The organism is Devosia sp. (assembly GCF_034675085.1).
Lineage (GTDB): Bacteria > Pseudomonadota > Alphaproteobacteria > Rhizobiales > Devosiaceae > Devosia.
Genome location: NZ_JAUCDN010000156.1, coordinates 1 through 7849, shown reverse-complemented (window position 1 = coordinate 7849; position 7849 = coordinate 1). Strand labels below are relative to the sequence as shown.

Sequence of the window (7849 nt, the reverse complement as noted above, 5' to 3'; positions counted from 1 at the left end):
ACGCTGATCCTGTGCCTGGGGGTCTCGCTTCTGGCCTTCAATTCCTTCGTCGCCACCGTCTCCCTGCCCACCGCCGTGCAGGAACTGGGTGGGGTGGCGCTGATTTCCTGGGCGGTGACGCTGTTCCTGGTCTTTGCCATTGTCGGCGGCTCGGGCGCGGCCCTGCTCAAGCAACGCCTGGGCGCGCGCGCCGGCCTGCTGCTCTCGGCCGGGGTGTTTCTCGCCGGTACGCTGATCGCCGCCTATGCCGGCTCCATGCCGGTGGTGCTGGTGGGCCGCGCCTTGCAGGGGCTGGGCGAGGGCGTGGTCGCCGCCATCTGCTTTGCCCTCATTCCCGAGCTTTTCCCCTCGCGGCTGGTGCCCAAGGTCTTTGGCATGCAGGCCATGATCTGGGCGGTGGCGGCCTTCGGCGGGCCGGCGGTGGCGGGGCTGCTCACCGAGCTGGTCTCCTGGCGCGCCGCCTTCGCCTTCAGCGTGCCGCTGGTGCTGATCTTCGCCGTCATGGTGATGTTCGTGGTGCCGGCCCACAATGCCGATGCCGGGCGCAAGATACAGTTTCCCGGCCTGCGCCTCTGCACCATCGGGCTGGGCATCATGCTGGTGGCGCTGGCCGGGCTGGCCCCGCCTTTGCCGGCCAGCGGCCTGCTTGTCCTGGCCGGCCTGCTGCTCGCCGCCGCCGTGTGGCTCGATGGAAAAAGCCGTGACCGGCTGATGCCGCCCGATGCCTTCCGCCCGGTTTCCGTGGTCGGCACGGGGCTGTGGATGAGCCTGCTCATCAATGTCGCCGGGTCCGGCTCGGCCGTCTATCTGGTGCTGGTGGTGCAGCAGATGTGGGGGTTCGGCGCCACCCTGGCCGGGGCGCTGGCCGCCGTCCTGGCCGTGGCCTGGAGCTTTTCGGCCATCACCGTGGCCAATGTGCGCCGCAAGGAAACGCGCAAGATCCTGATCCGCCTCGGCCCGGCCATGATCGGGGTCGGCCTGGCCCTGGTGCTGGCGGGCCTGCTGCTTGACCAGATCGGCGTGGTCATTGCCGGCCAGTTGCTCATCGGCGGCGGCTTCGGCACCTGCAACGGCTATCTCAACCTCACCATGATGGAGGCGGCCAGCGACGCCGAGCGCGACCGCACCTCCTCGCTCATGCCCACCACCCAGTCGGCGGGCAATGCCATCGGCGCGGCGCTGGCCGGGGTCGCCGCCAACATGGCCGGCATGGCCAGCGCCGTCTCCGCCGCCCAGATCAAGATCGCCGTGGCCCCGGTCTATGGCGTGGGCATTGCCATGGCGCTCCTGGCGCTGCTGGCGGCCTTGCGCACGACGGCCCTGGTGCGCCCGCAGGATGCCAGTTCCAGCTTCGCGGCAGGCTGAGCGGGGATACGAAAAAGGGCGGTGGCCGTAACCACCGCCCAGTCATGGGGGAGAAAATCTGCGAACGGATCGAGGCGTCCGGGGACGCGGCGCGACGGCTTAGTCGCGGGGCTGGGGAACAATGCGCAGATAGGGCTTCAGTTCCGTCCAGCCGCCCGGATACTTGCTCCTGGCCTGTTCGTCGGACACTGCGGGAACGATGATGACGTTCTCGCCCTGCTGCCAGTTTACCGGCGTCGCCACCTGGTGCCTGGCGGTGAGCTGCAGGCTGTCGATGACGCGCAGCACCTCGTCGAAATTGCGGCCGGTGGACGCAGGATATTCGATCTTGAGCTTCACCTTCTTGTCCGGCCCGATGACGAAGACCGAGCGCACGGTCAGCGTATTGTCGGCATTGGGGTGGATCATGTCGTAAAGACGCGACACCTTGCCCTCGGGATCGGCCAGCAGCGGGAAATTGAGCGCGGTGCCCTGGGTTTCGGCGATGTCCCTGGCCCAGCCGCCATGGTCCTCGAGCTTGTCGACGGAAAGGCCCAGCACCTTGACGCCGCGCTTTTCGAATTCCGGCTTGAGCTTGGCGGTGTAGCCCAGCTCGGTGGTGCATACGGGGGTGAAATTCTTGGGATGGCTGAACAGGACCGCCCAGCTTCCCTCGATATAGTCGTGGAAGTGGATGGGGCCCTCGGTGGAGTCGAGCGTGAAATCGGGGGCGGTATCGCCGATCAGAATGGACATGCTGCAAATTTCCTATGGTGCCGACGCCGGCATCTGGGTCTGCCAGAGAATATGGTGCTCCCAGGCGGGCTTTCAAACCGCAGGATTGGAATGCTTTTATGTTCTCGGCCGCATCGGCGCCATTCCTTTTCCCATTTCGGTCTTTATCGGCAAAGCCGTCAGGGACGGGCCGGCGCACCGTTGCGCCAGACCACCTGCTCGGTGGCCAGCGGAATGACCGAAAGGCTCATCTTGCCCGATCCCTGCTGCACTTCGCGGGCATGGGCGAGATAGATCAGGGCATTGTTCTGCGCGTCATAGACGCGGGTGACGCGCAGCGACTTCCAGATCAGCGAGCGCCCCTCGCGGAAGATCTCTTCCCCGCCGGGACGGGTGGAGATGTTGCCGATGCTGATCGGCCCGGTGACCGAGCAATCCAGCGCCGAATAGGATGGGTCCTCGAACCAGTCGCCCTGGCTGATGCGGTCCCAGAAGGAGCGGTTGAAATAGGCGAGGTGGCAGACCACGCCTTCCACCTGCGGATCGGCCACCGCCTCGATGGAAATATCGTTGCCGGTCCAGTCCACCCCGACATTGGCCACCTGGCGCCCGTCCCCGCAGCCGGCAAGGCCCAGGGCGAGAAAACCGATGGCGGCAAGCGTGGCGAGGCGTTTCATCACAAGGTTCCCTGTTTGACGGCATGGAGATGGGGAGCGCGCGCCCCGCGCGCAAGATTTAATACCGGTTTTCGCGCAGGCGCCGCTCGAGCAGGCGCACCAGCAGCGACAGCGAAATGGTCATGGTGAGATAGAGGAAGGCCACCACATTATAGGTTTCGAAAAACAGGAACGTCCCCGAGGAATAGACCTTGCCCAGCTGGGTGATGTCCTGCACCCCCAGCGCCGAGACCAGCGCCGAATCCTTGATCATCGACACGAAATCATTGGCCAGGGGCGGCAATATGGTGCGCAGCGCCTGCGGCAGCGTGATGAGGCGGAAGCATTGCCAGCGCGACAGGCCCAGCGCCCGCGCCGCCTCGATCTGGCCGCGATCCACCGCCTCGATGCCGGCGCGGAAGATTTCGGCGATGAAGGCCGAATAGCACACCGTCAGCGCCGCAATGGCGCGCCAGGCGAAATCGAACTGCCGGATGGAGATGGCGGCTCCGAATGGCTCCAGCAGCCAGTTGAGCGCCGCCACCAGGCCGGGCGCGCCGACAAAGGCGACATAGAACAGGAAGACCAGCACCGGAATGCCGCGGATGATCTCGACATAGAAGGTGGCGATCTCGCGCAGCAGGCGGTTGCCCGAGGTGCGCGCCAGCGCCACCCCCAGTCCGATCAGCGTCGCCAGCGCGAAGGCGACCAGGCTCACCCAGAGCGTGGTGACCACGCCTCCGGCCAGGGCCGAGAAGATCTGGGCATAGGTCTGGTTGGCGCTGATGGCCCAAAGCCCCACCACGAACAGCAGGGCGATAGCCAGCAGCCACCAGGGCATGCGCGCGAGCAGCGAGGGCGGGCTGGGGCGGTAGGTCATGCGGTCATCAGGGGTCGGGCGCTCCATGCCTCCCCCGTCAAAGGGAGAGGTGTCCGCTCGGCGGATGCGGCGCGAACGCGCTATTGCGCCGAATTATACTCGTAGAACCATTTGCGCTCGATCGCCTCCAGCGTGCCATCGGCCTTGATCTGGGCCAGGGCCGCGTTGATGGGGGCGGCGAGATCGGAGCCGGGGGTGAGAATGAAGCCGAAATCTTCGCTGCCCAGCGGGGTTCCCACCACTTTGAAGGCGCCGGGATTGGCCCCGATATAGCCATTGGCCGAGGTCTGGTCCATCAGCACCGTATCGACATCGCCCGCGCCCAGCGCCTGCACCGAGGCCCCGAAGGTCTCGAACAGCTTGATGCGCGGATTGGCTTCGTCGCCATCGAGCACGTCATAGACCGCGACATAGAAATTGGTGGTGCCGGCCTGTGCCCCGACCAGAAGCTCGGCGTCTCCGGCAAAGCCGGCGGCGTCGGTGAAACGGTCCTCGTCGGCGCGCACCAGCATGAATTGCTGGCTGGTCAGATAGCTGTCGGAAAAATCCACCTGGCTCTTGCGCTCGTCATTGATGGTGATGCCGTCCATGCCCACCTCGAACTGGCCGTCGCGCACCGCCTGGATCATCACGTCCCAGCTGGCCAGCTGCCAGTCCACCTTGGCGTTGAGGCGCCTGGCAATCTCGTTGAACAGGTCATATTCGAGCCCGATGCCCTCGCCCGTCTTCGGATCGGCGAAATTGAGGGGCGTATAGGCGTTTTCGGTCACCGCCACGATGGTGCGCCCACCCAGATCGGGCAGGTCCTGCGCGCTGGCCGCGCCAAGACCGAGGGCGAGAAGCGCCGCGCTGGCGGCAAGGAGCTTGGCAAAGGACATCATGAAACGAAAGTCTCCCGGTCGATGGATCGCCGGGAGACTAGACCAAGATCGGAAATCAGGGAATTGGCTTATGCCTCGTCGGCCACATCGGCGCCCGGCCCGTTCTTCTTGAGCGATTCGATGGCGTTCACCGCGCTGGCCTTCTGCTTGTAGGTCTCGGTGCGCACCATGGTCTCGCCATTGGAGGCCACGAAGCGCACGAAGAACTGCTGGTCCTTGGACTTGACGATCTCGAAGCGATAGCCCGAGCCGGTCTCGTCCTTGGACAGATCAGCGGTGGCCGCGCCCGGCGCATTTTTCTTCAGCGATTCGATGGCGTTCCTGGCGCTGGCCTTCTGCTTGTAGTTCTCGGACCAGAAGATCTTCTCGCCATTGTAGGAGAAGTCGAACTTGAACTGCTCGTTCGCCGCCGGGGTGATGTGGAATTTATGGGCCATGACGCTGCGCTCCGTGGAATCTATCCACAAAGAGTAGCGCAACGGCGTGATTTGAAAAGCCTTTATGCGCCGGCCTAGTCATCGCCCATCTTGAGCGCCTTGATGAAGGCTTCCTGCGGAATTTCCACGCTGCCGAACTGGCGCATGCGCTTCTTGCCCGCCTTCTGCTTTTCCAAAAGCTTGCGCTTGCGGGTGGCGTCGCCCCCATAGCATTTCGCCGTCACGTCCTTGCGCATGGCGCGCACGGTTTCGCGGGCCACGATCTTGCCCCCGATCGCGGCCTGGATGGGAATGACGAACAGATGCGGCGGAATCAGCTCCTTGAGCTTTTCGCACATCACCCGCCCGCGCGTTTCGGCAACGCTGCGGTGCACCAGCATGGACAAGGCGTCCACCGGCTCGGCATTGACCAGGATCGAGAGCTTGACCAGATCGCCGGGCCGGTGCTCGGAAAGGGTGTAGTCGAAGCTGGCATAGCCCTTGGAGATCGACTTCAGCCGGTCGTAGAAATCGAACACCACCTCGTTGAGCGGCAGGTCGTACTCGACCATGGCGCGCGAGCCGACATAGGACAGATTGCGCTGCACACCGCGCCGGTCCTGGCACAGCTTGAGGATGGCGCCCAGATATTCGTCCGGCGTCAGAATGGTCGCCTTGATCCAGGGCTCGCGGATTTCGGCGATCTTCATCACATCGGGCAGGTCCGCCGGATTGTGCAGCTGCAAGGTCTCGCCATTGGTCATCTCCACCTCGTAGACCACCGATGGCGCGGTGGCGATGAGGTCGAGGTCGAATTCGCGCGAGAGGCGCTCCTGGATGATTTCCAGATGCAGCAGCCCCAGAAAGCCGCAGCGGAAGCCGAAGCCCAGCGCGGCGCTGGTTTCCATCTCGAAGGAGAAACTGGCGTCGTTGAGGCGCAGCTTGCCCATGGCGGCGCGCAATTCGTCGAAATCGCTGGCATCGACCGGAAACAGCCCGCAGAACACCACGGGTTGCGCCGGGCGGAAGCCGGGCAGGGGGCTGGCGGTGGGCTTGCGGTCGTCGGTGATGGTGTCGCCGACATTGGTATCGGCCACTTCCTTGATCGAGGCGGTGAACACGCCCAATTCGCCGGGCGTCAGTTCCTTGACCTCGACCAGCTTGGGCGTGTTGACGGCAACGCGGTCCAGTTCGTAGACGGCGCCGGAGGCCATCATGCGGATCTTCTGGCCCTTCCTCATCACCCCGTCGACGATGCGCACCAGCACCACCACGCCCAGGTAGGTGTCGTACCAGCTATCGACCAGCAGCGCCTTGAGCGGCGCGTCGATATCGCCCTTGGGGGCGGGCAGGCGCGTGACGATGGCTTCGAGCACGCCCTCGATATTGAGGCCCGTCTTGGCCGAGATTTCCACCGCATCGCTGGCATCGATCCCGATCACGTCCTCGATCTGGGCCTTGACGCGCGGGATGTCGGCGGCCGGCAGGTCGACCTTGTTGAGCACCGGCACGATTTCGTGATTGGCTTCGAGCGCGTGATAGACATTGGCCAGGGTCTGGGCCTCGACGCCCTGGGAGGCGTCGACCACCAGGAGCGAGCCTTCCACCGCCGCCATGGAGCGGGAGACCTCATAGGCGAAGTCGACGTGTCCGGGCGTGTCGATGAGGTTCAGGATATAGGTTTCCCCATCCTGCGCCTTGTAGGAGAGACGCACGGTCTGGGCCTTGATGGTGATGCCCCGCTCGCGCTCGATCTCCATATTGTCGAGCACCTGCTCCTTCATCTCGCGCGTGTCCAGCCCGCCCGTCGTCTGGATCAGACGGTCGGCCAGGGTGGATTTGCCATGGTCGATATGGGCGACGATGGAAAAGTTGCGGATGTGCGAAAGCGGCGTGACGGAAGATGAGCTCATGGCGCTGCTGATAGCAGAAGCCCGAATGCCGAGAAAGATGGTTTAATAGGGCTTAACAGGCGCCGTTGCAGCGGCGCCTGTCCGGGTGCGTCCCTCAGAACTTGAGGTCGGTGTCCAATTGGCTCTGGCGATGGCTGGTGGCGCGCTGCTGCTGGCGCACCACGCTGGTGCCGTCGAACATCAGCACCTGCACGGCGGCGACCAGATTATTGCCCTCGTTGAAGGCGACGGCATAGGCCACCGGGCAGTCCGCGGCCAGTTGCAGCAGGGCAGGGGGCACCTCGGCCGTGCCGGCCGGATCCTGGCGGCTGTCGAACAGGGCAACCAGCGCCTGCACCGACTGGCTGGCCAGCCCGCAGGCCTCTCCCGACGAGACCAGCCCGGTCCCCGTCGCCATGAGCTCGGGATAGGTCTGGGTGAACTGCTCCTTGATGAACCGGGCTTCCACCGGCTCCTTGAACTGGATGAGCCTTGCCAGGGCCCAGACGCCGTCCTCGCCGGCCACCCATCCCTTGAGCGTATCGGTCAGCGAGGGTGTTTGGCGCACGCATTGCTGGGCCGCTGCGCCGGCAACGCAGCCGGAAAATTCGTTATCGGCCAGCATGGCGACGAAATCGGCTTCCGAGGATCCCAGCGTCACGCCCAGAACGGTAGGCTGGGCGTCATGGGAGCCATAGGCGGTCTTGCCCACTTCCGTCCCAAGATTGTCGGCGGGCGGCAGGACCACGGGCGCGGCGCCCTCGCCGGCCACCAGCGGCTTGGCCGGGGCGGCGGCGACCGGCGCGCCGCTGATGGTGGGAAAGGCTGGAACCGGCTGCGCCGCGCCCGGTGCCGCCAGTTGCGGAAAGGCAGGGGCCGCGCCGGCCGCAGGCGAGGGCGCGGTTCCGCCCAGCGCCGGGAAGGCGGGTGCCGGCTGGCTGGGCGCGGCGACGGGCGTGCCCAGCGAGGGGAAGGCGGGCGTCGGCGCCCCGCCGGCGGCGGGAACGCCGCAGCCGGGGGCAGCGCCGGAGCCGCTCGAGCGCTC

7 protein-coding genes and 1 pseudogene are annotated in these 7849 nt (G+C 65.4%); 1 reads left to right on the top strand and 7 read right to left on the bottom strand.

What is annotated here, in order from left to right:
• The coding region (locus tag VDP82_RS10945; protein WP_323014878.1) for an MFS transporter at positions 1–1365 on the top strand (1365 nt) is incomplete at its 5' end.
• 99 nt (positions 1366–1464) lie between these two features.
• On the opposite strand, the gene VDP82_RS10940 is transcribed toward VDP82_RS10945, so the two are convergent.
• The 7 genes and pseudogenes from VDP82_RS10940 to VDP82_RS10905 all read right to left on the bottom strand — a co-directional run.
• The gene (locus tag VDP82_RS10940) at positions 1465–2100 is read right to left on the bottom strand and encodes a peroxiredoxin (protein ID WP_323014877.1); all 636 of its coding nucleotides are present in this window, start codon (positions 2098–2100) and stop codon (positions 1465–1467) included.
• A gap of 158 nt (positions 2101–2258) precedes the next feature.
• Positions 2259–2756 (bottom strand): CreA family protein, encoded by a 498-nt coding sequence (locus tag VDP82_RS10935; protein WP_323014876.1) that lies wholly within the window; start codon positions 2754–2756, stop codon positions 2259–2261.
• Positions 2757–2814: 58 nt separating this feature from the next.
• Positions 2815–3615, bottom strand: a complete 801-nt coding sequence (locus VDP82_RS10930) for an amino acid ABC transporter permease (RefSeq protein WP_323014875.1) — start codon at positions 3613–3615, stop codon at positions 2815–2817.
• Between the two features lie 80 nt (positions 3616–3695).
• Entirely contained in the window at positions 3696–4493 is a 798-nt protein-coding gene (locus VDP82_RS10925) for a transporter substrate-binding domain-containing protein (protein ID WP_323014880.1), read from the bottom strand.
• A gap of 71 nt (positions 4494–4564) precedes the next feature.
• Positions 4565–4933: a YegP family protein gene (locus VDP82_RS18060; protein ID WP_416347100.1), complete on the bottom strand. Its 369-nt coding sequence runs from the start codon at positions 4931–4933 to the stop codon at positions 4565–4567.
• Positions 4934–5007: 74 nt separating this feature from the next.
• Complete coding sequence (gene lepA / locus VDP82_RS10910; protein WP_323014874.1) at positions 5008–6825, bottom strand: translation elongation factor 4; 1818 nt, start codon at positions 6823–6825, stop codon at positions 5008–5010.
• A gap of 94 nt (positions 6826–6919) precedes the next feature.
• Positions 6920–7849, bottom strand: a pseudogene (locus VDP82_RS10905) (hypothetical protein); the annotation flags it as partial.

Bases quoted from the DNA above. Each gene is read 5' to 3' on its own strand.
- VDP82_RS10925 (WP_323014880.1), bottom strand. From the start codon at position 4,493: ATGTCCTTTGCCAAGCTCCTTGCCGCCAGCGCGGCGCTTCTCGCCCTC.
- VDP82_RS10935 (WP_323014876.1), bottom strand. From the start codon at position 2,756: ATGAAACGCCTCGCCACGCTTGCCGCCATCGGTTTTCTCGCCCTGGGC.
- VDP82_RS10940 (WP_323014877.1), bottom strand. From the start codon at position 2,100: ATGTCCATTCTGATCGGCGATACCGCCCCCGATTTCACGCTCGACTCC.
- VDP82_RS10930 (WP_323014875.1), bottom strand. From the start codon at position 3,615: ATGACCTACCGCCCCAGCCCGCCCTCGCTGCTCGCGCGCATGCCCTGG.
- lepA (WP_323014874.1), bottom strand. From the start codon at position 6,825: ATGAGCTCATCTTCCGTCACGCCGCTTTCGCACATCCGCAACTTTTCC.
- VDP82_RS18060 (WP_416347100.1), bottom strand. From the start codon at position 4,933: ATGGCCCATAAATTCCACATCACCCCGGCGGCGAACGAGCAGTTCAAG.